The 22,087-nt window shown below is 69.0% G+C and carries 29 protein-coding genes; 20 read left to right on the forward strand and 9 right to left on the reverse strand.

Going from position 1 to position 22,087, the window contains the following annotated elements:
- Positions 1 to 33 precede the first annotated feature (33 nt).
- The 11 genes from ADL03_RS15020 to ADL03_RS46955 all read left to right on the forward strand — a co-directional run bounded on the left by ADL03_RS15020 (position 34) and on the right by ADL03_RS46955 (position 8,288).
- Positions 34 to 222, forward strand: coding sequence for a hypothetical protein (locus tag ADL03_RS15020; RefSeq protein ID WP_053734064.1), 189 nt, complete (start codon positions 34 to 36; stop codon positions 220 to 222).
- Positions 223 to 385: 163 nt separating this feature from the next.
- A complete protein-coding gene (locus ADL03_RS15025) occupies positions 386 to 715 on the forward strand; it encodes a hypothetical protein (RefSeq protein ID WP_053734065.1) in 330 nt (109 codons plus the stop codon).
- 55 nt (positions 716 to 770) lie between these two features.
- Positions 771 to 1,244: a hypothetical protein gene (locus ADL03_RS15030; protein WP_053734066.1), complete on the forward strand. Its 474-nt coding sequence runs from the start codon at positions 771 to 773 to the stop codon at positions 1,242 to 1,244.
- Between the two features lie 176 nt (positions 1,245 to 1,420).
- Positions 1,421 to 2,122 carry a hypothetical protein gene (locus ADL03_RS15035; RefSeq protein WP_053734067.1) on the forward strand — a complete coding sequence of 234 codons (702 nt, stop codon included), beginning with the start codon at positions 1,421 to 1,423 and terminating at the stop codon, positions 2,120 to 2,122.
- 294 nt (positions 2,123 to 2,416) lie between these two features.
- A complete protein-coding gene (locus ADL03_RS15040; RefSeq protein ID WP_053734068.1) occupies positions 2,417 to 4,237 on the forward strand; it encodes a ParB/RepB/Spo0J family partition protein in 1,821 nt (606 codons plus the stop codon).
- 262 nt (positions 4,238 to 4,499) lie between these two features.
- The gene (locus ADL03_RS15045; RefSeq protein WP_053734069.1) at positions 4,500 to 4,694 is read left to right on the forward strand and encodes a hypothetical protein; all 195 of its coding nucleotides are present in this window, start codon (positions 4,500 to 4,502) and stop codon (positions 4,692 to 4,694) included.
- A gap of 190 nt (positions 4,695 to 4,884) precedes the next feature.
- The gene (locus tag ADL03_RS15050; protein ID WP_157528656.1) at positions 4,885 to 5,586 is read left to right on the forward strand and encodes a hypothetical protein; all 702 of its coding nucleotides are present in this window, start codon (positions 4,885 to 4,887) and stop codon (positions 5,584 to 5,586) included.
- Between the two features lie 77 nt (positions 5,587 to 5,663).
- Entirely contained in the window at positions 5,664 to 6,212 is a 549-nt protein-coding gene (locus ADL03_RS15055; protein WP_053734071.1) for a hypothetical protein, read from the forward strand.
- A gap of 391 nt (positions 6,213 to 6,603) precedes the next feature.
- Complete coding sequence (locus ADL03_RS15060; protein WP_157528658.1) at positions 6,604 to 7,188, forward strand: hypothetical protein; 585 nt, start codon at positions 6,604 to 6,606, stop codon at positions 7,186 to 7,188.
- Positions 7,189 to 7,339: 151 nt separating this feature from the next.
- Entirely contained in the window at positions 7,340 to 7,708 is a 369-nt protein-coding gene (locus ADL03_RS15065) for a hypothetical protein (protein WP_053734073.1), read from the forward strand.
- A 346-nt stretch (positions 7,709 to 8,054) separates the two neighbouring features.
- Complete coding sequence (locus ADL03_RS46955) at positions 8,055 to 8,288, forward strand: hypothetical protein (protein ID WP_157528660.1); 234 nt, start codon at positions 8,055 to 8,057, stop codon at positions 8,286 to 8,288.
- A gap of 30 nt (positions 8,289 to 8,318) precedes the next feature.
- Here the strand turns inward: ADL03_RS46955 and ADL03_RS15075 are convergent, their stop codons facing one another.
- The 3 genes from ADL03_RS15075 to ADL03_RS15085 all read right to left on the reverse strand — a co-directional run bounded on the left by ADL03_RS15075 (position 8,319) and on the right by ADL03_RS15085 (position 11,620).
- A complete protein-coding gene (locus ADL03_RS15075) occupies positions 8,319 to 9,356 on the reverse strand; it encodes a hypothetical protein (protein ID WP_053734075.1) in 1,038 nt (345 codons plus the stop codon).
- 628 nt (positions 9,357 to 9,984) lie between these two features.
- Positions 9,985 to 10,344: a hypothetical protein gene (locus ADL03_RS15080; protein ID WP_053734076.1), complete on the reverse strand. Its 360-nt coding sequence runs from the start codon at positions 10,342 to 10,344 to the stop codon at positions 9,985 to 9,987.
- A 19-nt stretch (positions 10,345 to 10,363) separates the two neighbouring features.
- Complete coding sequence (locus ADL03_RS15085; RefSeq protein WP_197288353.1) at positions 10,364 to 11,620, reverse strand: helix-turn-helix transcriptional regulator; 1,257 nt, start codon at positions 11,618 to 11,620, stop codon at positions 10,364 to 10,366.
- A gap of 176 nt (positions 11,621 to 11,796) precedes the next feature.
- Between ADL03_RS15085 and ADL03_RS15090 the strand changes: the two genes are divergently transcribed.
- From ADL03_RS15090 to ADL03_RS15110, 7 genes are all read left to right on the forward strand, one after another.
- A complete protein-coding gene (locus ADL03_RS15090) occupies positions 11,797 to 12,387 on the forward strand; it encodes a DUF4254 domain-containing protein (protein WP_053734078.1) in 591 nt (196 codons plus the stop codon).
- A gap of 2 nt (positions 12,388 to 12,389) precedes the next feature.
- The gene (locus ADL03_RS15095; protein WP_053734079.1) at positions 12,390 to 12,662 is read left to right on the forward strand and encodes a hypothetical protein; all 273 of its coding nucleotides are present in this window, start codon (positions 12,390 to 12,392) and stop codon (positions 12,660 to 12,662) included.
- A 491-nt stretch (positions 12,663 to 13,153) separates the two neighbouring features.
- Entirely contained in the window at positions 13,154 to 13,396 is a 243-nt protein-coding gene (locus tag ADL03_RS46960) for a hypothetical protein (RefSeq protein WP_053734080.1), read from the forward strand.
- A gap of 89 nt (positions 13,397 to 13,485) precedes the next feature.
- Positions 13,486 to 13,629 (forward strand): hypothetical protein, encoded by a 144-nt coding sequence (locus ADL03_RS46965; RefSeq protein ID WP_157528662.1) that lies wholly within the window; start codon positions 13,486 to 13,488, stop codon positions 13,627 to 13,629.
- Positions 13,630 to 13,787: 158 nt separating this feature from the next.
- Positions 13,788 to 15,602: a hypothetical protein gene (locus ADL03_RS46970; protein WP_157528664.1), complete on the forward strand. Its 1,815-nt coding sequence runs from the start codon at positions 13,788 to 13,790 to the stop codon at positions 15,600 to 15,602.
- A gap of 224 nt (positions 15,603 to 15,826) precedes the next feature.
- The gene (locus ADL03_RS46975; protein WP_157528666.1) at positions 15,827 to 15,991 is read left to right on the forward strand and encodes a hypothetical protein; all 165 of its coding nucleotides are present in this window, start codon (positions 15,827 to 15,829) and stop codon (positions 15,989 to 15,991) included.
- Positions 15,992 to 16,051: 60 nt separating this feature from the next.
- Positions 16,052 to 16,639 carry a DUF262 domain-containing protein gene (locus ADL03_RS15110; protein WP_053734082.1) on the forward strand — a complete coding sequence of 196 codons (588 nt, stop codon included), beginning with the start codon at positions 16,052 to 16,054 and terminating at the stop codon, positions 16,637 to 16,639.
- Position 16,640: 1 nt separating this feature from the next.
- On the opposite strand, the gene ligD is transcribed toward ADL03_RS15110, so the two are convergent.
- Positions 16,641 to 17,597, reverse strand: a complete 957-nt coding sequence (gene ligD, locus ADL03_RS15115; RefSeq protein ID WP_197288354.1) for a non-homologous end-joining DNA ligase — start codon at positions 17,595 to 17,597, stop codon at positions 16,641 to 16,643.
- 138 nt (positions 17,598 to 17,735) lie between these two features.
- On the opposite strand from ligD, the gene ADL03_RS15120 reads away from it, so the two are divergent.
- A complete protein-coding gene (locus tag ADL03_RS15120) occupies positions 17,736 to 18,485 on the forward strand; it encodes an NUDIX hydrolase (protein WP_053734083.1) in 750 nt (249 codons plus the stop codon).
- 105 nt (positions 18,486 to 18,590) lie between these two features.
- Here the strand turns inward: ADL03_RS15120 and ADL03_RS15125 are convergent, their stop codons facing one another.
- From ADL03_RS15125 to ADL03_RS15140, 4 genes are all read right to left on the reverse strand, one after another.
- Positions 18,591 to 19,202 (reverse strand): hypothetical protein, encoded by a 612-nt coding sequence (locus tag ADL03_RS15125; RefSeq protein WP_157528668.1) that lies wholly within the window; start codon positions 19,200 to 19,202, stop codon positions 18,591 to 18,593.
- Positions 19,203 to 19,212: 10 nt separating this feature from the next.
- On the reverse strand, positions 19,213 to 19,527 hold the full coding sequence (locus ADL03_RS15130; RefSeq protein WP_157528670.1) for a hypothetical protein: 315 nt from the start codon (positions 19,525 to 19,527) through the stop codon (positions 19,213 to 19,215).
- A gap of 218 nt (positions 19,528 to 19,745) precedes the next feature.
- Complete coding sequence (locus ADL03_RS15135; protein ID WP_053734086.1) at positions 19,746 to 20,639, reverse strand: hypothetical protein; 894 nt, start codon at positions 20,637 to 20,639, stop codon at positions 19,746 to 19,748.
- Positions 20,640 to 20,652: 13 nt separating this feature from the next.
- A complete protein-coding gene (locus ADL03_RS15140; RefSeq protein WP_197288355.1) occupies positions 20,653 to 21,324 on the reverse strand; it encodes a hypothetical protein in 672 nt (223 codons plus the stop codon).
- Between ADL03_RS15140 and ADL03_RS45390 the strand changes: the two genes are divergently transcribed.
- The gene (locus ADL03_RS45390) at positions 21,284 to 21,808 is read left to right on the forward strand and encodes a hypothetical protein (protein WP_157528672.1); all 525 of its coding nucleotides are present in this window, start codon (positions 21,284 to 21,286) and stop codon (positions 21,806 to 21,808) included. The two genes, ADL03_RS15140 and ADL03_RS45390, sit on opposite strands and share 41 nt — an antisense overlap.
- Here the strand turns inward: ADL03_RS45390 and ADL03_RS15150 are convergent.
- On the reverse strand, positions 21,778 to 21,996 hold the full coding sequence (locus tag ADL03_RS15150; protein WP_053734089.1) for a hypothetical protein: 219 nt from the start codon (positions 21,994 to 21,996) through the stop codon (positions 21,778 to 21,780). The genes ADL03_RS45390 and ADL03_RS15150 overlap by 31 nt on opposite strands.
- Positions 21,997 to 22,087: the final 91 nt, after the last annotated feature.

Here is a 22,087-nt window from a genome sequence, read left to right on the forward strand (position 1 = left end):
TACCTGCCACCACGACGAAGGAGACGGCCTGCCATGGGCAACCGCACCTCAGGATCCAACATCATCCACTCTTGCCCGCCGCACCACGTCCGCACGGTGAGAGGTGCCCTCAAGCGGTACGGCCCCGTCGGCTGCGACGACCAGCCTGGCCGCCTCACCCTGGCCTTGAGCGAGGCATACAACGCCGAAGGGACCTTCTCGATCGGTGACGCCACGCGCTGACCACGCACTTGAGCAAGGTCACGCCCGAGATCGCGTTCACAGTCGACGAGGAACCTATCGGTGGACCGGGCACCGCCTGCTAGTACGGGCCCGGCCTCGGTCTGGTCGCTGCGCCCTGCGACAACTACGCCGAGGCGTTCTTCGGCCAGTCCGAGATCCTGGAGTGATCGAGGAACCGGCCGACGGGCGGGACGCCAAGCTCGGCATTCCATGGCGAATCGCGATCGCTGCGATGCCCGAAGACACCGGTGAGGAATTGGAGTCCTTTGCCGCGCATTGGATTCCGCATCACCGACAACTCACGATCGACATCACGAGCGAGGGCACGCTGCGCCGCAGCGTCAGCCCCGACGACGGTCAGGCCACTCCCGACCTTGCTTCGGCCAACGAGTCGCTTGTGGAACTGGGCTCCCAGCGCTTCCGCGACTGGACCTCGCCCGACGCGATCTCCCGGCTGTGGGCCCCCGTCGTCCACCAGGCCCCTGAAATCTGACAGAACTGCCGCGCCTTCCGCAGACGAACCGGACAAGCCCGAAAGGACACTCAACGTGGATACCACCATCAGCCCGGCACGGGCCGCCAACATCATGATCAGTCACGGCTTCACTCAGGGCTGTATCGGCGGTGTCCTGGATCGCGCCGTCCTGCACGGACGTGCCACCGTCCGCTGGTCCAGCATCGGCAAGGAGGCCACCGTTGTACGCCGCGGTGCCGACGTCGAGTTGACTATCACCCGCGTCGTCGCGATGCACCGCCACGTCGTGGACGACTTCGAGCATTTCAGGCCCGGCGACCACATCGTCTGGTACCACGGGCCGACGAACCGGCGGCAGAACGGCACGATCACCGCTTGGTCACCGGAGTACCGCATCAACGCCCTCGGCACGATCGTGTGCCTGCAAGCCCGCGCGGTCATCTACGTCGACGACTTGGCGTGGGGCATGGGCATGGGCAAGCGCGACCTCCAAGTGGCGGAGATGTTCCTGCGCTACGGCTCCTGCATCGAGATGGTCTACCGCTAAGTGGTGGTCGCGCCGCGCGGCAAGAACGGGACGGTCGGCGCGGCGAGTAACGGTCGGTGTGGTGCCGGACGAGTGCGCCCCCACCGCCCGCACGCACGACCCAGCCGGACCAGTCGGCAAGGGTTGAACAGGGTCGTTGGGGGTTTGCCTTCACCGGCTGAGAGGAGCCACCTTTTATGGGCCATTTGCCCCAGGGCCAGGTCACTATGTACGTGTGCCCGCCGCACCGTGTCCGAGCCGTCCTCGAGGTTCTCCAGGATCACGGCCTCGCCGCAATCGTCAACGCAAACCAGCGGCAGTGGTTGCAGCTGGGCGACGGATTCCGCGGCGAGCTCCCGTCCGATGCCGTACCCGCGCTGGTGTCGGCACTGGTGAAGGCGGCTCCCGAGGCCGCTTTCACCGCGTATGCCGCGCCGACGTACGAGCGGGGCGCCGGTACGACGTGCTCCTACGTGCCGGATCTCGGCACCTTCACGGCCGAATGTGACGCGACCGGCGAAGTCGTACTCAGCCCATCAGTGACCGCGAAGCCGGCCGGCAAGCCAGCTGACGTGCAGCAGACGCTGCTCGGAGTGCCATGGAGAACTGCGATCGCCGCCACGGCCGCCGACATCGTCACCGAACCCAACCTCTACATCCAGTACACCTACTTCCGGACGTGGGACCACGTGGTTATGGATCCTGCCAACAAGTCCAGGATCGTCCTGCGAACCACTGACAACTGGATCATCGCAGGTCGAGGCTTCACGCGCGCTCACCACGGGACTGACCTGGACGAGCAGTCCAAAGCGGACCTTGTGGCGAACAACCCAAGCTGGAACTGGGCGCCGGAGAGCCGCATCACCAAAACGATCCTCTACCGACTGTCCTCGTCCTGACCCTGAGCGCCTGCCCCGCAGTCAGCCGCACCCGGCACCCCAGAGCCCCATCGCGCCCCCCAGGTGCGAGGGGCGTCTGTCGTTCTGGGCGGTAACCGAGTCGAAGGATTTCGGTGCCTGCGCACGTTGCAATTCGCCGCCAGCCCGGCGGACGCCCTGCACAGTGCGCAGCACCGCACAGGCCGACGATCCACCGTTCCGGCCGCGACATCCTTTTTTCCTTTCCTATCAACAAACCCCCGAATTCACCCCAAGGGCACACCCATGCCCGAAACACCCGAACGGAGCCCCTCGATGACCGCGACCCATGACACCGAGCACGACATCGCGCCTGCCGGCGACGAGATCGCCCTCCTGACCCTGGACGTCACCAACAAGAAGACCAAATACCCGTACATCTGGCACAAAGTCGACCCGCGCAGCTTGCGCGCGGCCGGTAACTTCCGCGAGATCCACGATATTCGCGCGGAACGGCCCGATCTGATCGAGTCGATCGCCGCGAACGGCATGGACCCGAAGGCGTCGTTGATCATGACCGTTCCGGACCTGGAAACCGGCGTCGTGCAGGTGATCGCAGGTTTCCACCGCCACGCCGCCGCGGTGGAGGTCCGCAAGCGTGAGAACCCAGAGCTCCTGATCGACATCGTGGTGCACGAACCCGGCACCACCAGGGCAGAGATCCTGGTCGCGCAGAGCAACGAGAACGACCACCGCAAGGACTTCACCGGTGTCGAGCAGGCCGGCATCTACCGGGAACTCACGCTGTTCGGCCTCGACGCCGAGACGATTTCCAAGAGGGTGGTCCATCCCGTCGAGAGGGTGCAGGCAGGGTTGAAGGTCGCCGCCAATCCGCGCGTCCGCGCCGCGGGCGCGGCCATGCCCGACACCGACATCCTGCTGCTGGCCGCGCTCGCCGACATCACCGACGAGGCCGATCACGCGGAGCTCGTCGAGGTCCTCAACACTCATCCCTACAACTTCGAGTGGAAGCTGCGCAGCAAGCTCACCGCGCAGAACCAGCGGACCAAGCAGGCTGAGGAAGCGCAGCGGCTGCGAGCAGACGGCGTCGTGGTCGTCGACGACCACGACCTGCCCGACACCGCCGGGCCCGTGCACGTACTGTGCGGTGCCGATGACATGACTCCGCTCGACGCGGACCAGCACGCCACCTGCCCCGGCCGTGCCGTCGGGATCGAGGTGGACCGCGACCTCGACGTCGAACTGACCGAATACTGCCTGGACTACGCCGCGTTCGGCCACCGCATGATCGCGGACGTGAGGATCGAGGCAGCGAAGGCCGAGCTGCAGGCCGCCGGTGTCCGCCTGGTCGCTTCCGACGACGCCACCGCGCTCACCTTGCGCGGGCTGCAGGCTGACAGGAACGCGGGGCAGCACCTGACCGAGGACGAGCACGCCGGCTGCCCAGGCCACGCCGCCTACGTCGAGGACTTCGTGCTCAACGACAAGGCAGAGGTCGTCTTCGTCTGCACCGACTACACCACCCACGGCCACATCCTGCGGCAGGGGTTCAGCTCTAAGACCACGCGGTCGAGGCAGTGGAAGGCCGCGGAGAACAAGCGCGCCGAGGTCAACAACAAGGAGTGGAAGAAGCAGAAAGCCGAGCGCCGCAAGTGGCTGGAGAAGGTCTTCTTCAAGGGGTGGCGTAGCCGTAACGACAAGTCGCTGCCCGCGCGACTGCAGAACTGGCTCACACTCGCCGAGGTGCAGGCCAGCCATTACCTGGCCGAGGCCGCGCCCATGCACAGCTACGCCTGCACCCTGCTCGGCCTGAACCAGTCCGTGGGCTCCGTGCGCAGCGCGTACCCGATCGCCGTGCACCTGCGCAAGAAGACCACGTCGGCAACCCAGGCCACGCTCATCCGCCTCGCCATGGTGCTCGGCGCCTGCGAGAGCCACTACAACGCCAGCTTCACGAACACCGCCGACCGCTCGTGGCGCGAACCCAGCGAGGACACCCGCTTCTACTTCGAGCTGCTGGCTCTGCTCGGCTACCCGGCCGAGCACATCGAGAAGGTCGTCCTCAACCCCGATCTCGACATCGAACACTGGCCCCACCTCGCGCCCGGCTGGACTCCATCCGACAAAGCCGCCTGACAGCATCCCGCTGCTGTGCCGGAAGGGCCCAGGTCCTGCCGGCACAACAGCCGCGAACGCCGTACCAGCAGCCGTTCCGCCACCAGCCGAGTCCGGCACGCCTGATCACCAGCGACGACACGGCAGGGCACCGGCATTCCACGAGGAGCTGTAGACCCTGACCGCAGAGCCCGATCCCGATCTCGTACTCCGTGCCTTCCTCGACCTCTCCAACGATCACCTCCCCGAGGAAAGCTGTGAGCAGCTCGACTCCTACGAGGTAGTGATTGCCCACGACACCGGCTACGGCTGGCTCGTCTACGTTCCGCAGCAGGACATCGCCACGTTCGCGCCACCACGCGGGTCACCTGAGGAGCTGGTCCTCATCATGGAACTGGCCCGCACCAGCGGATGCCCCTGCATCCCCTTCGACTGCGATGCGCCCATCACCGAGTTGCTCCCCACCTTCCATCGGTGACCCAGCCGTTCTCGAACCGCACACCAGGCGCACAACCGCTACGTCGGTGACGCAACCACCACCAGCGGATTCCGCCTTCGCACCCGTAACGGGCTCACCTTCGCCCCACGCAGCGGCTGCCCACCGGACATCGGTCCACCGGGCGACCACAGTCCGTCGTGTCCTCTTTCACTCCGATAGGCCCATGACCATGACCAATCTCGTCCCGCGCACCGCCTACGCGCCGGAGAACAGCATCCTTGACGGCGAAGTCATCGCCGTCGATCTCGCCCCCCTCGCCGCCGAGCTGGACGCCACGTCCCTGCCCGCCGCCCTGATCACCGCCGTCGGCGACCTGCTCGGCGACGATGCCAGGGGATTCTTCGCCGTCATGACCGACGCGTTCGAGCGCATCGGTTTGGCCGAGCAGGAGATCGCCGCCGCCCAGGTCCGGCATCCCCGGCATGCCGACCGGATCTGGCATAGCTTCTCGCTCCTTCAGCCTGATCCAGGCTTGGAGCGGATGAACAGCGAGATGGTCTACCGCTCCCACTGCCGCGAAATCCTCGACCGCGTCGCCGCGGGCGAGGACACGCGGCCCGGCACCGCCGCCGAGGGTTGCTGCGCCTTGCGCAACACGAGCCTGGTGGCGCCGCTCACCTCCGCCGGCGCCGGCCTGTACTTGAGGCTGTGGGACGCCGCGGGCTTCCCCGAAATCGAGGGCTTTGCCGAGGCGAGATCGCACTACGAAGCGTTCAAGAAGCCGATCATGGACGACCACGAGCAGTTCCTCCGCAACAAACTCACCATGCCTGACCGCCGCTTGGGTGGCATCAACTGCCACGGCCGCCATCACGACGACAAGCTCGACTGCCTCTACGCGTCCGTGCCGGAGCCTGCGCTCGGCAGCTGACCAGGCTTCCGCATCGGACACATTCCCTCGGATCGGCTTCCTGTTCTGCACAACAACATGGAGGAAACAAGACACCCATGTCATCCACGATCCCGTTTCCGCCGTGCCCTGACTGCGAAGGGCCACTGAAGCTGCGCTTCGACACCACCTATGTCTACTGCCTCAACACGACGTGTGAGTTCGATGGCATCAACGCGGGCGAGGTGGTCGGCGACCACGGACAGCCCGATCGTGGTCTGCCTCGACCGCTCATCAAGGGCCGCCCCGTCCCGTGGATCGCTCCGGTCATCGGCGACCAGGTCGCGTGGAAGGCGCTCAATGCGGTCAGGTTCCGTTCGGCCGAAAGGCACTGGTTGTGCCAGTACTGCGGTGACGCCTTGGACTCGGCGCCGACCGCGTGGGTGGCGGTCGCCCAGGACGAGGTCGCGGCCGGCGGCGGCCTGCACCAGAACTGCATGGAACTGGCACGCGCCGAATGCCCGGCGCTGCGTCACGATCCCTGCTTCGTCTTCGCCGAGGTACGCCCCGAAGACCGAGCCCACGACTGGTCCGCTGTGATCGAGCGGCTGATGGCCTACGAGCAACTACACGACCAGGTTCCCAACATCGTCCCTCTGCTCGTCTGATCAACAGCAGTATCAACCAGCCCGCGCCAGCAGGTGACGAAACCTATTGTTCGCCAACGGCAGCGCGCCCCGCCGTACGGCACGAGGGTCAGGCCCTGATTCCCCGCGAACCGGAACCGCGCCTCCGTGCTGCCCGGCCATCGACTTCACCCGCGAACGGAAAACCACGCGAAACACGGCCACAATGACATCACCCAACGAACCGACGCTCTCACCAACAACGCCGCCAGCTGAATATCGCGGACCCGTCCAGGCCCGAGTAGCATGAGCGGGTCCCCGGTCGACGGGGTCATGTCAAGCAGCTCCAGGTCGAGCTGAGGATCCCAACGCCGCGCGCAGCCCTGCGCGTGATGCCGTGTCCTCGTGCGTCGATGACCTGGGAGAGCTCTTCATGACCAACGACCAGCAGGACCTGCCGCCGCTGTCGGGCACCGCCAAGCAGGTCGCGTGGGCACAGACCATCCGCGACGAGGCGGTAGCCAAGCTCGGCGATCGCCTCCAGGATCCGGCCGTGCGCGCGGTGCTGGCCGAACACGTCGAGGCCGGCTGGTGGATCGACCACCGCGGGAACCCGGCACGGGAGGTTCGGCGGCTGGCGGGGCCGACCGAGCGGGACCGCGCCGAAGGCCGCGAGCGTACTCAGCGGCTGCTGGCCTGGGTGCTGGACGGACCGCCAGGGCCGTCGCAGATCGTGCACGATCCTCGGTGGAACAACAGGCAAGGCATGCGCCCGCCGGATCCGATCTACCTCAACGGACAGGCAGGCCGCGCGTTCAGCGCGTGGGGCGCGCTGGTCGGCGACTACCTCGGAGTGCTCGACCGCGCGGCACTACGCGCGTGGGCCACCGAGCACTCCTGGCACCGCCGGTGCCGCGCTGCTGACCGTCGTGCTCGACGACGTGGACACACGCACCGACCACCTCACCCCGTGGGACAGTCTTCTGGCGGAGTGGGCGGTAGCCGAGAAGCTGCGTGACCTGCACGCGGTACTGAACCCGCGGCCACCGGTCGAGCTGCCCCCCGACCGACCCGGTGCCAGCACGGGCGACTGTTCACCGAGCCATGCCCCCACTGCGGCGACAGACGCCGGTGGCGGCACAGCGATCAGGGGAGACGAGGAGGAGCTCATGAGCACCGACGGCGACGCCAGCCTGGTGGACCCAGTGCCTGGAGACGACCTCACCGCGATGTCCGACGAGCAGCTGCGCGTCGTGATCCGCCGTGATGGCTGGGATTCGCCCTGGTATGGCAGCTCGGACGAGCGCACGCCGGAGATGGAAGTGCTGACGCGCTATCCCTACCTGTGCGGCCTGCGTCGCGCTGTTCAGGTCGCGTTCACGGCCGATACCAACGCCGCGTGGGAGTCCGATCCGGACATCGTCACCTCGTGGCTGTCCGAGCCCTCGGCGGTGACGGCTGCGGTGCACGACGCCTACCTCCATGCTCTCCAGCGGTGGCTGGACGGCACCGCGATCGACCAAGCTGACCCGAGGTAGTGGAGATCCATCGCCGAGGCACCACCAACGCCATCAAGTCCGCGAAGACCACGTCGCGCGAAGCGCACCGGCCCCGGAACCCCTCGCGCGGCAGGTCGCCGACGCCGAACCCGCACACGCCGACGTGGCGCCATCGCCGGTAGGACTGCGGCGTCAACCACTCGATCTTCCCCGGCTGTGGTTGTGCGCGTACGTGGCCGGCCGCTGCTCGTCGACCGTCCGGGCACTCAACGCACTGCCCAGCCCCGGCCGTGCGGCTATCTGTGGGATCGGGCTGGTCGGCAGGTGCCCGGCCGCCACCCCGGCGACCGCGGCCGCAGACCTGCCCGCCTGTCACGACGAGACCGTGCTCGCGCTGCTCGACCTCTACGACGCCGCCACTGACCTGATGCGGCGCTGGTCGCGTGCGGTGAGCCTCGCGCACAGCGGAGACGCGGCCGCGGCATTCATCGCCTCGATCCTGATCCACGACTTTCGGCCCGTCCGCGGGTACGCGATCCGGCTTGCCGAGCAGATAAAATATCTGGAACAGCGCGCGGGTGCCGCTGGTCTGCTCACGCCGACATCGCAGGCCGGGTAGAAGCGTGGTGCCCGGCAGCGGGCATGTGGTTCAGGAACCGATCGTAGTGCCACGTTGCTGCTCGATCCCGTCGAGCAGGTAGGCATAGCGCGGCGCCATTGCCCTCGCCGCGGCGAAGCTCGGACGGTCGAACCTGGTGCGCCCGAACACGGTCAAGCCTTGTGGGGCGCCGTCGAGGCCTTCGCTGGCTCCGTCGGCGAGCATCCGCTGCGCTGGGGCCGTCGAGTTGTCGTCGCGGATCGAGATCAGGTAGCCCTCCAGGTCGTCCTCGTTCTCCCGGTGCCAGACGATGGTGCAGCTGTCGAGCCGGGTGACCTGGTCGCCGGTGCGGCGGGACTCACGGCGCTCCCGGTCGCGTCGCTGCGCGGCCTCGTCCTCGGCGTTGGCCAGCGCCGCGAACTCGGCACCCGTCATCACGACGATGTCGCCGCCGGCATCATCGCTGTCAAATCGGAAGGACCAGACCTCGTCGGGCCAGCCGCCGTTCCTGCGGGCCACGGCTCGCGACACGGCGGGATCGTTGTGCCACAACCACATCTGCGAGTCGTCGCCCACTGATTCCGGCCGGAAGCGCGGTGCGTGGCGCGGATCGCGGTCGAGTACGGCGACTTCCGCTGGGTAGATCGAGCGCGACCGCTGGCGGTGGCGGCGCAGCGTGGCGAGGTACGAGCGCATCATCCGCTCGGCGACCTCGCGGTTGGCGAACTGCTGCACGCGGGCGGGTTCGCCGGCCTGAGCCCCGGCACGCACGTGGCTGCGGTACCAGGCCGACGGCAGCCAGATGCCCCACACCGCAGGGCCCTCCAGCTTCGCCTCGGCGCACGCCGGGCACCAGCCGTCCGGGTGCGCGTAGAACCGCTCCGGCGGATCGCGCAGCACCGCAGCGCCGGCGAAGACCATGCCCCACGTGAGCTCGAACATCGTCGACGCGACGGTGCTGTTGTACTCGTCCCAGACCAGGGTGACGCTGCCGTCGTCGTGGCGCGTCACGACGACGCGGTCGTCGTCGAGCAGATGCTGCACCGGCTCGACGCGGGTGAGCCGGGCCCTGCTGTGGGCGACAAGCATCCGGCACGCACCGGAGGGAACAGCGGCAAGGGCTTGCTGATAAAGATCGTCCGAAGTGGACACGTAAGTTCTCCGCTCGCATGAGACATGGCAAACAACGGGCGCACGAAGGTGCGCCGGATTGGCCGGTCGTTGCGATCCTCAGCCCGGCACGTGCTACGGGCTGCTGCGGTGAAGCGATGAGCAGGATAGCGCACAGCAGCCGCGGACGCACGAGAACGCCAATCCGAGCCGCGTGTGGGTGAAACCTCATGTGATCAAGCAGGGCTGCCTGGACGAACGCGCATACAGTCGCTGGTACGGAGGTTGAGGAGAGGGTGCCGCCGACGTCACTGCGCGCAGATCGGACATCGGCGGGTCCTCGTTGGGCGTGCCGCGCCGGAAGATCGTGGCGTCGTGCTGACGTTGGAGCGCGGCCGAGACGACCGCGCAGCCAAGGAAGTGTGTGCGCCGCCGGTACAAGAGGCCGTGTGGTGAAGCGTCGTGGCCCTGTGTGGCAGCGCCGAGCCTGAGGGGTGCGCTGACCGCGGGTCCATCAAGGCCTGTCATTCCTCGGCCGCTGCCGCATGCTGTGCTGGGCATTCAGCGCGACGTAGCCGATTTCGACGCTTCCGCCGGATGTAGACGGTCAGCCGCCGAGGTGGTGTTCGATGTGCTCGTAGATGTCGCAGTCGGTTTGTTGCCACCACTCGGGCATGTCGTGCCATGCGGGGACGTGGGAGGGCTTCGGCTCGGCGACGTGCGCCCGGACCTGCTCACGCCAGCACACGGCGACGAACTGTCCCTTTTGGACTCGTGAGAGTGTTGCGGTGTCGTCGCCGGCCTCGATGAATGCGACGACCTGGTCGTAGACGGCGGTCGCGCAGGCCTTCTCCCACTCGGGTGTCTCGTCCCAGGGCTTGATGTAGCCGTCCTTGGGCGCGGGGTGGTACTTCGTGACGCCTGCGATCCAGGCTTCGCGGAAGATGCGGCCGCGGTTGTCCTGCACGTCGCTCTCCTCGTCGGCTTCAGGCGATCCGTGAACGCTGCGCGAACTCCTTCAGCCCCGGCAACGCCGGACCCGAGGAGCGCAGCTGCCGCGTGAGACGATGCGCCCAGGGGCGCAGCCGCACTTCCTGCGGCGCCAGGCGCTCGGCGGCGAGCAAGGCCCGGAACGCATCCTCGCGCTTGCCCCAGGCGCCAAAGGTGAGCGCGACGTCCTCCCAGTAGCGCACGCGGCGTTCGATCACGCCGATCGAGTTGGGAGGGATTGTGCGGGCGGCGTCGATGGCCGTGCCGTAGTCGCCGAGCTTGCGGTGCACGCTGATGGCGTACAGGCCGAGGTAGGACGCGTCGATGGCCGACGGCGTCAGCGGCAGGCCGGGCTGACCGGGCTTGCGGAACCGCGCGGCGCGAACCGCCTCGGTGTGCAGGTCCAGGGCCGCTGAGCGGCGGCCGGCGATGGCCGCGGTGTAGGCGCCGGTCTCCAGCAGCATCGTGTACGCCGCCGCGTGCGCGGCGTCGCCGAGCTGCGACTGCGCATCGATCTTGTTCGCTGTGTCGACGACGAGCTGCTGTGCTTGCTCGGACTGCTCGAACCTGCGCAGCACCACCGCGCCCATCTGCGCGACCTCGGCCTCGACGAGCAGGTCACCGGACGCGCGTGCGGCCGCCATCGCCTGTTCGGACAGACCACAGGCCAGGCCGTCCTCGCCGAGGCGCAGAGCGAGCCACGTCGAGTGCCGGTACGTCGTGGCCAGCAGCCCATCGGCTTCGTGCCGCTCGTCGTCGCCGACCGCGTCGCGGGTGATCTGCGCCGTGCGGATGAGATTGGGCAAAGCGCCGGCCAGTTCCTGGTAGCGGCAGGCCATGTAGTCGGACTGGGCGCCGTCGACCAGGTGTCGCAGCCCTCCGATCGTCATCGGCTCGGTACTGGCCTGCGCCGCGCTCTTGCCGAGCAAGGCGAAACCGGCCACCCCGAGCACACCTGCCAGGAGTTCACGCCGCAGCACCTCGTCACCGCCCTCCGCTGAGATTGTGGGTTCCAGGCTATCGAGTCCCGCGGAGTTGACGTACGACTCGCCGAGCAGGTCGTCGAGCTCGGTGATGGTCAGCCTCAGAAGCCTCGCCAGTCGCGGCCGCATCCACGGTTGGGGAGCGCAGTCACCGGCCTCCCATCGCTGCACGGTGGTGCGGTCGATGTTCAGCGCTGCCGCCAGTCGTTCCTGGGTATAGCCCTCGTTTTTTCGGCGCAGCGCGAACCTCCGCCGTTTCGGTGCTCCCACTGCGCCTCCCCTGCGGCCCGGCCCGTTCACTCGGGCGAGTCGCTGCTGGTCAAACCGGCCGATGCGGCAACGATGCGGCAATCCTGCTGCATTCCCGCCGTGTTCGCGGCGTTGCGTGACCGGTTGTCTGTAACTCGCGACGTGACGTGTTGTTCACGGTAGTGGAGGAAGCGGCGATGACCAGCATGAACGCCCAGATGATCGCTCTACGGGACGAGTCGCCGGGCGAGTCCGACGGCGGTGACCCACACTCTGTGACTCTCGGCGTTCCACGCGCCGCGGCCGTGACCCGTGCGTGTGTGTTCACGCCGGTCGGCGTGCACACGCATCCGGTGCTGGCCGCGGCCGCGGCGCTGGCCGTGCAGCACCGCCTGCGCGCCGAGGCGCACCGGGTGGTGTGCGAGCCGCTCGCCGATGACCACCTGGTGGCGGCCTCGACCAGGTCGGTCAACGCCGCTGACGCCGCGTGCGCGATGCTGGTCGACCGGATCGACATGTGGGCGGCTGTCGCGATCGCCGACAACCGCACCGGCGCCGTGCACACCGAGACCTTCGGTCAGCTCGTCGACCGGCTCGTCGCCGCCTGGACGCGGTGGAACGTCCTTGACACCGGCGCCGCTGTGGCCGGCAAGACACAGGTGCGGGAGGCGCTGCACCGCGTCAACGAACTGTCGGTGGGCTACGACGACCTCATCGCCGACCTGCGCACCGGCAGACGGCGCCTGCCGCGCATCGGCGTCACGACCGGTCCGGTCGACGCCGCCTAGCCATGGTCGAGCCGCGGGACGTCGTCGCTGTGGTCGTCGCTGTGGAAAACCCCGCCGATCGGCTGGTCGGCGCCGTCAGCGCGCTGTCCGCGCACCTGCCGCCATCAGACCGGCCAACGGTGCGCCCGCTGTGCCCGGCGCGGCCGTGGCCCCGCATGCGGTCCGACGAGGCTGCTCGCCGCGTCCACGAGGGCGGTGCCGCGATCGGTTCGTTCGTGCCGCTGGACCTTCACCCGCGGCTGTGGCCACCGGCCGAGCTTGTGCCGCTGCCCTGATTCGACAAGGAGAAGCCGGATGGATGAGGTCCTGGCCGCAACCCTGCGCGGAGCCGTCTACGAGCGCCTGAAGTATTTGGACATGCTCGTCACCCAGGCCGACGTCGCGTCCCGCGCGGCCCTGGCCGACACCGAGCTCGCCCGGCTCTGCGCCACGTTGCGGGCGCTGCTGGTTGCGCACGAACCCGACGAACGGGGCCGCTGCACGCACTGCTCCGGGTGGCGTCGCGGCCGCCGGTTCCCGTGCTCGGTCTGGGGCGTCGTCCACGAGCACCTGATCGCCACCGGCCGGGCAACGACTCCCGCCGAGTCCGGTCGGCACGCCACCGACACCGCCGCGGGCCTCGTCGCCGATGCGAGGCAGGCGGCTTCCCAGAGCGCGGGGGAGCGCGCCACCCCGCGTCGGGCGTGTCTCCCCGCCTCGCTCAACTCCCCGCTTCACGCGGATGCCACCGGCATCCGAAGCACAACCATGCCCAATCGAGGTAGACATGCGCGCTTCGCTGCAGTCCACACGCGACAGGCTCATCCGCGCCGTCGAGACCGCCGCCGACACCGCACCACCCTCCGGCTCGGCGCTGTGGACAGTGACACTCACCGACCCCAACGAGGTCCAGGCCGCCCTCAAGGAGCACCTCGGCGACGACACCACGGTCGTGCTCACCGGCACTCTGGAAAGGCGCCTGCTGCTCATCGAGCACACGGGTACCTGGACGACGGCAGGGACTTCGTGACCGCGAAGCTGGACGCGGTCATGATCGCGTCGAGCGCCGTGGCCGGCGGGGTCGCGCTGTTCGCGTTGTAGCTCGCGGTGCGCCGCCAGATGACCGCCGAGCGGGACCTGCGAGCCCGGCTGGACGCCCAAGCGCACGCCGAGGACGACGCCAGGGCGCGCCGGGTCACCGAGCTCGCTCAGCCAGCTGGGCTCGTTGTGACCGGGAGACACGTCGACGGCGGCACGCTGTGAGGAGGGAAATGTTCCTGGCCGGAGGCGGACACAAGTGCCACCCCTTTGGCTTGGCTGACAGCTCTGCCGATCATGGAACTTGCTCATGCACACGTGGAATCTCGGTTCTGGCGGATGTCACTCGATCGTGGTCACGCCGTGCTCCGTAGCATCCGCTCGTGCTCGTCTCTCGTGCCCGCAAGCTCACCGATCGCGTCATTCGCGCTGCGCTGGAGCCGCGCGACCGAATAGTCGGCAACGGCCGGCGTGAATTGCTGGATCAGCTCGCCTCAGGCCGGACGGTATTGTCGTTCGACACCGAGGGCTGGACACCGCAAGCCCGAGCACAGACCGCGGGCGAGTTCCATCAGGCCGGAGCGTTCCATCTATGGGACTGTGGATCCCGCATCGTCTACGTGGTTCACCCCACGCTCGCCGCGGCGCTGGCCGGGGCCACGTCTGATCCTGTTCCGGGTGAGATGTGGCGGCGCGCGCGACATGCGGACCCTCTGGTCGTGCTGGCCGTACCACCAGAGGTACGGACGCCGAGCGGCGAACGCGGTCGCCTGCTGGCGTTCCTGGCACACGGCCGTCACGGCGCCGCGCTCTGTTCCACCGACAGCACCGCCCGCGACGGCCTGGGAATGGTGTTCCTGACCGAGATCGTCGAGCACGACACGCAACCGGTGGGCACGGGACCGATTGACGTCGTGCGTACATGGATTCCCACCCACGAGGACATGACAGTGGGCGACATGGTGAACCAGGCTCAGGCTCGCTTCGAAACCTCGTCCGGTCCCCGCCCCGGTGACGACCGATGGACGACGTATCTGACGACGATGGTGTCCACCGCCGTGGCGACGCTGCTGTACGCCTGCGCCGACGACGCGGACATCGCCGTCCTGCCGGGCGCACCAGGCCGGCGACCCAGCCATAAACCCAAACGCGGCCAGGTCTTCGGCCTCGGCTGGAACACCGATCCGGGCGACGCCATCGACGCGGCGGTACCGCGGCCCGGTCACCTTCACACCTACTGGCCACACGGGCTGCACGCGCCCGCGCGACTGACCTTCCACGCCCAAGCCGACGTCGAAAGCAAGCTCGCCGCGCTCACCGAGCAGTTCCGTTCGGCACGCGCCGAGCTGCACGCGCGGCATCTGCAGGTCGAATCGCTGCATGCCGAAGCCGTGCGCGCCCAGCAGACCCTGCGCCGGCTACAAGCGGACAACAAGGCCGCCCACGCTTCCCGTCGCCGGCTGGTCCACGCCGTCTTGCGCTACCGAGGCGAAGCCGCCGAGACCGGCAGCGTCAGCCAGCTCGCCGCACTACGGCGCCAGCTGTCGCACCGAGACGAAGACCTTAGGGTCGCCCACGAGACCATCGCCGCGCTGAGCGACGAACTCGATGTCGCGCGCGACGCCCTGACCCGCCGTTCCCACACGGCCTGGGAACGCGCCGACGGTGACGACAAGCCCAAAGCCACACGGGCCCGCCCGGATGAACACGTCCGCTTCAGCAGCTGGGACGCCGTGCTCGACGCCGCCCGTCAGGACCTTCGACTTCTCTGGTTCGCGCCGGACCTTCTCGACGATGCGCGACAGCTGCCCGCGCGCCGCGACTGGCTCAGCACCACCTGGAACACCCTGTGCGCGCTGTCTGACTATGCGCACGCCAAGATCACGGCGAGCACGGCAACCGACCGCACCGCGGTCCGCAACCTCCGTGCCTACCTCGACGCCGTCGACGTCGACGGCCGCCGGATCTCCAGCGCCCAGCTCGTCCCCGCCGAGTCACGCAGCGTCCTGAACAACCCGAGCTTGCGCCGCCACCGAGAGCGGCCCGCACCGCCTTCCTTCGGCGGAACGGCTCTCTACACCGCCCATGTCCGGATCGGACAGAGCGCACCCCATCCGAGGCTGTACTTCGTCGAGCTCGGCGGCGAGGTCTGCATCGGCTACCTCGGTCCACACCTGCCCAACAGACTCACCACGTGACAGGCTCAGCCCTCTGATCATCCGCACGGCCGCACAGCCACGGCCATCGTGGACCCGCGTCGCGGCCGGTGCCACAGCGGATCCGGCAGGATGTGGTCATGGCAGCGTGGCGGCCACGAGCTCGGCCGACTTCGTGGCCAGCTCACAGGCGCTCGCGGTGTCGGTCGACGCTGCGCACGCCCCCGTGGAGCAACGTCCGAGGACCCTGTGCGCTCGGGGTCACCGTGATCTACGACGACACGTTCGGCGGGTGGAAGCTGAGGCTGGAATCGCCTGGCACCTACCTCATCAGCATCGCCGCCTCACACGACCGTGCCGGGGCTGCCGCGGTGGCGCAGCTGGCGATCGAGCTCAACGCGGGCCGCCGAGGCAACCCGTTCCAACAGTAAGCCAACCGCCGCCGCACAACCGTTCAGCCGTCCGAAGACCGTGACTCGCAAAGAAATCCGGTGACCACGCAAACGTCCGTACCGCTCGAACATCAGAGCCTCGATGCCACCAACCAGTCCGCGCGCAACCTCGCCACGATGGTTCAGGACGGCGACATCATTCTCGATCCGTCCTACCAGCGCGGCTCGGTGTGGACCGTTGATCAGCGCACCGGCCTGGTCACGTCCTGGCTGCTGGGACTGCCCGTCCCGGCGATCATCCTCAACGACCGCATGTCGTGGCCGGAAGCCCGACACGACCAGTCTGGCCGCGTGCACTTCGCCGCCATCGACGGCAAGCAGCGCCTGGAGACCGCCGTGGCGTGGTTCGGCGGCGAACTGGCGGTGCCGGCCACGTGGTTCCGGCCCGAGCACGTCGACCGCACCGAGCAGACCGACGGCGGGCCCTTCACCCGCTTCACCTGGTTGACCAAGCGCGGCCAGGGCTACATGGCGCTGCGCGCGCCTCTACCGGTCGCCACGGCCCATGTCGCCTCGGTGGCCGAGGAGGCGGAGATCTATCTGCTGGTCAACGGCGCGGGGACCAGCCAGACCGACGAGGATCTGCCGCGCGCCGGGGAGATCGCGCAGCGCAACAGCGGGCGGTAGGTCACTGAGCTGGAAGCGTTACGCTGCCGGGAGAGCGGTCGTCCCGTCGCCCGCGCCACACTGCGTGACGCAGATGCCCGCCGGAGGTCCAGGACCGGAACGTGACCTCGCCGACGAGTTCGGGACGGACCCAGCGCGCCGTGCGCGCGTGTTCGCGCGGCACCGGCTCGCTGAACGGGCTCTCCGGCGCGGTGAGGCGGTCCAGGGTCCGGCGTATCTCTTGCAGCATGGCCTCGCTCAGACTGGAGCCCACCCGGCCGATGTAGATCAGACGTCCTTGCGCGTCATGCGCGCCCAGCAGCAGCGAGCCGAAGGACGACGCCCGGCTGCCTTCGCCAGGGGTCCAGCCGCCGACCACGACTTCCTGGGTCTCCGTCAACGGGCACTTGATCCAGGTCCGCGACCGCCGTCCGGGCAGGTAGACGCTGTTAGCGCGCTTGAACACCGCGCCTTCGAAACCGTACTCGCGCGCCACCTCCAGCAGCACCTCCGGTTCGGTGTCGGGAAACGCCGGCGGCACCTGCACCGCCGCGACGCCCGGGAGTTGCAGGTCGATGAGCAGCTGGCGGCGCAGCCGGTACGGCTCGCCCAGTAGCGATCGCCCGTCGAGGTACAACAGGTCGAAGACGAAGTACTGCACCGGAGCCTTCGTCCGAGACCAGCGTGTCGGCGCGCCTCGCCGGTGCTGCAGGAGGCTGAAGTCGGGGACTCCGTCGCGCCCGACGGCCACGATCTCGCCGTCGAGCACGACGCTGTGCCGGCCGCACACCGTGCTCAAGGCTTCGACCTCGGGAAACTGTGCGAGCAACGAGTTGTTGTTGCGGCTCAGCACCCGCAGGCCGCCCGGTTCGACGTAGGCGATCGCGCGGTAGCCGTCGTGCTTGAACTCTCCGGTCCAGCCATCGCCGGCAGGCGGGTCACCGGGCATCGCGAGCATCGGCGCCACCAGCTCCGGCACCGCCGCCGCAGATCGTCGCGCCGCTGCACTACCTGCCACCAGCCCATAATCCGTGATCAACCGTCCACACGCGACACGGGGCGAGGCCAGGCCGGGCACCGGCCGGGATCTCTCCGTCGCCGCCCTACGATGACGGGCATGCCACTGCCTCACCTCGACGATGCCGATCTGCTTCAAGTAGGACGACTTCGTCTGGTCGAGACCGTCGCGCCGTCGGTGCCACCGCATCACCAGCAAGCCCGAGATGCGGTCTGGAACGCTGCGCTGAAAGCGAATCCGATCGGGTTGTTCGACGGTCCCGTGGTGGTGTGCTCGGGTCTCCGGCGCGACGGCGACACCGTCCAGCTGTCGTGGGCGCGGGCGACCTACCGGCACTTCGCGCTCCGTCGCGTCGAGGGCGCGGCCGTGCTGCCGAGCATCTTCGTCACCGTCGCCGTACCGACCGAGCAGGGAGGCCTGCTGGTGGGACGGATGTCGCGGACCACGGCGGCGCCAGGTCGGTTACAGCTTCCCGGCGGGTCGATGGAACCACCGGCCGAGGCCGAACAGCTCGACACGGAGGCCCTGGCGCGGCACGCGGCGCGGGAGCTCGTCGAGGAGACCGGCGTCGACATCCCGGTGGCCGACCTGCGGTTGTGGACGTTGAGCAGGGGGGAACACGGCAACATCGGGGTGTACTTCCGAGCTCCGACCCAACCGGAGGCGCGGGTGCGCGAGCGGTTCCGGGCAACCCTGGACGCCGAGGTCTCGGCGGGCCGGGAGCCGGAGCTGTGCGACATCGTGTTCCCGCGCACCGCTGCCGACCTGGCGGTGCTGGACGGCCCGCGGGTGGACTACCTGGCGCCGATCCTCGACCTTCATGAGCGCGAGCTACTCAGCGCCGGCTGACCGACCTGGCGGCCTGGAGGGGGCCAGGCGGAGGCGAGCAGGTCACGAGCCCGGTCGTCGAGCTCGACGGCACAGCGCAGGCCACGGGCCCGGTAGCGGCTGGGGTCACTGCCCGGAGTCGCCGGAAGGGGTGCGGGCCGGTGCGGTGTGCGGGGTGTGCAGGTCCGTGCGGCGTCCGGGCCGGCGGGCGGACATCCAGAACTCGACCGCGGTCCGGTCCCACACCGGTTCGCCGGTGTGCCAGTCGTGGCCGATGCGCGGCGGCACGTGCCCGCGGGAGACGTAGCCGTCCCAGGTGCCCCGGGCGATGTCGGCCCGGCGCAGGATCTCCGACAGGGCCATGGCGGGACGAGCGCGCAGGGCCGTGTCGTCGCGATACACGATCCACTGCCAGACGGCGCGGTAGGCCTGGGCCAGGTCAGCCGTGGTGGCGGACTCAGAGACCAGCTGCAGCAGTATGACGTTGGGGTGCCCGCCCGCCAGGTCGACGTCGCGGCGGTAGGACAGGTCGTAGGCACGGGCCAGGGCCAGCAGGCCACGGCACCGGTGCAGCAGCTCCACCCCGAGACGGTCGTGCACGTCCAGGCCCTGCTCGTCGATGCTCCGGTACTCGCCCAGGAACTCCTCGTCGCTCAGCGCGGCCAGGCCGGGGTCGCGCCGGCCGGGGTCGTACGACCCCGGGACACGAGGGTGGCTGTTGTGGGAGTGGCCGGTCACGAGGCTCACCTCATCCTTCCCGGGGGTTGTCGAGCAGGGCCTGCGCGTCGCGCCGCAGCTCGTAGGCGATCCCCTCGGGCTTGGCGTGGCGCATGTCGATCCACCACGACGCGGCGGTGTGCCCGGCGATCACCTGGTCCAGCGCGGCGTTGTTCGCCGCCTGCTCGACGGCCGCCTCGGGGTGCGTGGCCACATGCGCCGCCATCCCGGCGCGGAACTCGTCGAGGTGCGCCAGGGCGTCCGCCCTCAGCGTGGTCGCCCAGGCGACCTGCTTGGGGCTGCCTGTGAGCTCGGGGAGTGCCGCGTCGGGTGCGTTCTCGACCATGACCACACTATACAAGAGTCTCTTGTAAGGTGTCCAAGGCGGAGAGATGGGCAGATACGACGCACCCGCGCAGCCTGCTGCGGTGACAGGAGCACCTCGTCGGCAGGGCCTGTGCTGGGGCCGAGAAGGTTGAGGCACAGGGCGACGATCAGCTCGTCAAGCAGGGACAGACGGCCCCGCACGTCGGGGGCGAAGTGTGGCGGGGCCGTTCCACATGCTCAGTACTGATGGCGGACTTGACGAGGGGTCAGTTCGTTGATCAGGGGCCGTACGTGCCGATGCAGGGGTTCGACGAGGTCGGCGTGTTCGTGGGCGCGATGCAGTAGTGCGGCGGCGGCGCGGATCTGCGCCGCGCGGCCGGCCTGACTGTCCAGGACGTCGACGAACAAGGCGTGGACGCGCTCGGCGACGTCGGGGACGAGCAGACTGCGCAGGTAGAGCATGGCTTCGTCGCTGCCGGTGGGGTGGACTCCCCACATCTCCCAGTCCAGCAGTGCGAAATCGGGGCCGGCGAGGTTCGCCCAGTGCAGGTCGCCGTGTTGCGTGGACCACGAGATGGCGATGCGGATGCTGTCGGCGACCTGGTCGCCGAACACCGCTCGGACCTTGCCCTCGCGTGGCTTGCGGTCGTTGTAGCGGTCGGTGGGCGTGCGGTTGATCGCCTGCAGCGAGTCACGCAGGGCGGTCCACCAGGCGTCGGGCAGGTCGATCGGCCGGCGGAGAACCTCGGTGGTGGCGCATGGTCGTGCGTCGATCCAGGTCAGGACATCGGCGCGGACGCGTCGACCGAGCCGTGGTGCCGCCCACTGCGTGGTGGACAGCACCAGTGGCTTCGGCACACCCGTGATGGCGTTCGCGTCGACCAGGCCGGTCCAGTACGGGCCGAGGTGTTCCTCGCGTTCGGTGCCGACACGAAGCCATCGGCGGTCACCGGTCCTCGTCCGGGCGGCGGAGCTGATCGACCGCAGTCGCCATCCGTAGACGGGCGTGCCGGTGAGCACCAGCTCGAACTCGTCGGCCACGGTCGCGAGGTTGGTGTTCATCCAGGCGCGGAACCCGTCGTCGTCCAGCTCGTCCCAGCAGTCGGTGACCGCCCGCAGCATCTCGGCCATACCGTTCACTGTGTCATGAAGGCGGGCACACGTGGGGGTAGCAGTCGCCGCCTCCGCTGTTGGGGTTGCAGCCCGCGCCTAGTGCGCGCCGGTCGGGCATGCCCTGGGAGATCAGTGTGTCGCGGGCTTGCGGCAGTCCGGCCGCGAGCTCGTGCAGCGGCGTGGTGCGCACGTTGCCCAAGGCTTCGGCGAACCCGGCGAACACGCACACCGTGGCCTCGCCGTCGGGGTTGATGGCCACGCGGCCGTCGCCGCAGGCACCGCACAGCTCCTTCGCGGTGGTGCCCGCGGCGCGGACGCCCCGGCCGACCTCGCGCATCCGGTCAAACCCGATGCCGGGCACGCCGAGGTCCACTAGGTCGGTGCGGGCCTGCTCGACGCGCTGGTCGTCGAGGACCTCTACGACCCCGGCGCGCAGCTCGATACCCAGCTGGCGGGCCTTGGCGATGTTCGCGCGGGTGCGGGCGTGGCTCGGGCGCTGGGTGATCGCGTTGTGCTCGGCCTCGTCGTCGGAGTAGTAGCTGGTCGCGAGGGTTACGCCCGGTGTGGCGAACAAAGTCCACATCTCCCCAGTGACGTGCACGAGGCTGGAGTACACCTCCACCTTGATGCCCAGCGACAGGGCGTGCAGCGCGATGCGCGACATGGCCGGGTACAGGGTCGGCTCACCGCCGATCAGCTGCACGCCGGTCACACCGATCTCGGCGGCCTGGTCCAGCACCCGCGAGCCCTCCCGCGCCGGAGACGGTGACCTCGCCCGCGACCACCTGGCCGCCGCCCGCGAGCTCGCGGACCGGCTCGGCACCGGTGATCAGGTCCGCTACGGGCTGACCTTCGGGCCGGCCAACGCCACCACGCACGAGGTCGCCGCGCACGTCGAACTCGGCGACGGCGCCGCTGCGGTCACCGCGGCCGCGCAGTGGTGGCCATCGCGGGCGACACCGCGTACCCGGCGCGGGCACCACCACATCGACCTCGCCCGCGCCCGTCTCCTGCATGGCGATCGTGACGGCGCGCTCACTGAGCTGCAGCACGCCAAACGCATTGCCCCGCAACAGACCCGCTTCCATCCGATGGTCCGTGAGACCACTGCGGTGCTGATCAGCCTGCACCGCCGCGCGAACCCCGACCTCGTCTCCTACGCGGGCTGGCTCGGCCTGGTCTCCTGATCCCCGCGACCGCTGGGGTCCAAGACCTGGACACGCACCACCGCGGTCACCAGCCCGGCGGCGCACTCGGCCTGATCCTCGGTGGCCGCGCCGAGCGCGGCGGCTTCGCGCAGCGCCGCATCGTGGAGCCGGACCGTGTCCTCGCCAGTGACCTCGATGACCTCGCCGACGTCGAGCTGCCCGACCATCCCGTTGTGCGGCACCACATCACGAGAGGGACCAGCCCCGGCACCGCGGGCTGAACTTCGGTGCGCCATCCCGGTGATCCTCGCGCGACGC

Origin of the sequence: Nocardia sp. NRRL S-836 (assembly GCF_001279525.1) — a bacterium.
Classification (GTDB): Bacteria; Actinomycetota; Actinomycetes; order Mycobacteriales; family Pseudonocardiaceae; genus Lentzea.